Raw genomic sequence first — 1,303 nt, 5'->3', positions numbered from 1 at the left:
TCAGCGCACCATGCAAGGTTTTTTGTTGTCGAAAGTCCACCCCGGGATCAGGTATTGCATGGCCTGCGCATCGTTGCGCGCGCCCAGGCCATGCTTCAGGTACAGCTGGTGCGCCTTCTCGACCTCGTCCATGTCGAGCTCCACGCCCAGGCCGCCGCGCGTGGGCACCTTCACGAAGCCGCCTTCGATCTGCAGCGGCGCCTTGGTCAGGCGCTGGCCGTCCTGCCAGATCCAGTGGGTGTCGATCGCGGTGACCTTGCCCGGGGCGGCCGCCGCCACGTGCGTGAACATGGCCAGCGACACGTCGAAGTGGTTGTTCGAATGCGAGCCCCAGGTCAGGCCCCAGGCCTGGCACAGCTGCGCCACGCGCACCGAGCCCTGCATCGTCCAGAAGTGCGGGTCGGCCAGCGGAATGTCGACCGACTGCAGCGAGAGGCTGTGCACCATCTCGCGCCAGTCGGTGGCGACCATGTTGGTGGCGGTCGGGAGACCCGTGGCGCGGCGGAACTCGGCCATCACCTCGCGGCCCGAGAACACGCCTTCGGCGCCGCACGGGTCTTCGGCATAGGCCATGACGCCGTGCAGGTCGCGGCACAGGCGGATCGCATCTTGCAGCAGCCAGCCGCCGTTCGGGTCGAGCGTGACGCGCGCCTTGGGAAAGCGCTCGTGCAGCGCGCGGATGGCCTCGACTTCTTCCTCGCCGCGCAGCACGCCGCCCTTGAGCTTGAAGTCGGTGAAGCCGTAGCGCGCGTGCGTGGCCTCGGCCAGGCGCACGATGGCTTCGGGCGTCATGGCCTCTTCATGGCGCAGGCGGAACCAGTCGTCGGCGGCGCCCGGATCGCTCTCGTAGGGCAGGTCGGTCTTCTTGCGGTCGCCCACGTAGAACAGGTAGCCGAGCATCTGCACGGCATCGCGCTGCTGGCCTTCGCCGAGCAGTGCGGCCACCGGCACTTCGAGATGCTGGCCCAGCAGGTCGAGCAGCGCCGCCTCGACGGCCGTGACCGCATGGATGGTCACGCGCAGGTCGAAGGTCTGCTGGCCGCGGCCGCCGCTGTCGCGGTTGGCGAAGGCGCTGCGCAGGCTGTTGAGCACCGCGTTGTGGCGGCCGATGGGCTGGCCCACGATGAGGCCGCGCGCATCTTCGAGGGTCTGGCGGATCTTCTCGCCGCCGGGCACTTCGCCCACGCCGGTGTGGCCCGCGCTGTCGGTCAGGATCAGCAGGTTGCGCGTGAAGAACGGGCCGTGCGCGCCGCTCAGGTTCATCAGCATGCTGTCGTGGCCCGCGACGGGGACCACGCGCATG

The 1,303-nt window shown here is 69.1% G+C and carries 1 protein-coding gene; it reads right to left on the bottom strand.

What is annotated here, in order from left to right; translation table 11 throughout:
- The gene (gene gudD, locus EJO66_RS32435; RefSeq protein WP_125967292.1) at positions 1–1,302 is read right to left on the bottom strand and encodes a glucarate dehydratase; all 1,302 of its coding nucleotides are present in this window, start codon (positions 1,300–1,302) and stop codon (positions 1–3) included.
- Position 1,303: the final 1 nt, after the last annotated feature.

The sequence above is a fragment of the Variovorax beijingensis genome (assembly GCF_003951285.1).
Classification (GTDB): Bacteria; Pseudomonadota; Gammaproteobacteria; order Burkholderiales; family Burkholderiaceae_C; genus Variovorax; species Variovorax beijingensis.
The sequence above is the reverse complement of the archived record's forward strand: the minus strand, read 5'-3'. Positions and strand labels throughout refer to the sequence as shown.

What these genes read in the sequence shown, in the direction of transcription:
- gudD (WP_125967292.1), bottom strand. Translation starts at nt 1,302, where the DNA reads ATGCGCGTGGTCCCCGTCGCGGGCCACGACAGCATGCTGATGAACCTG.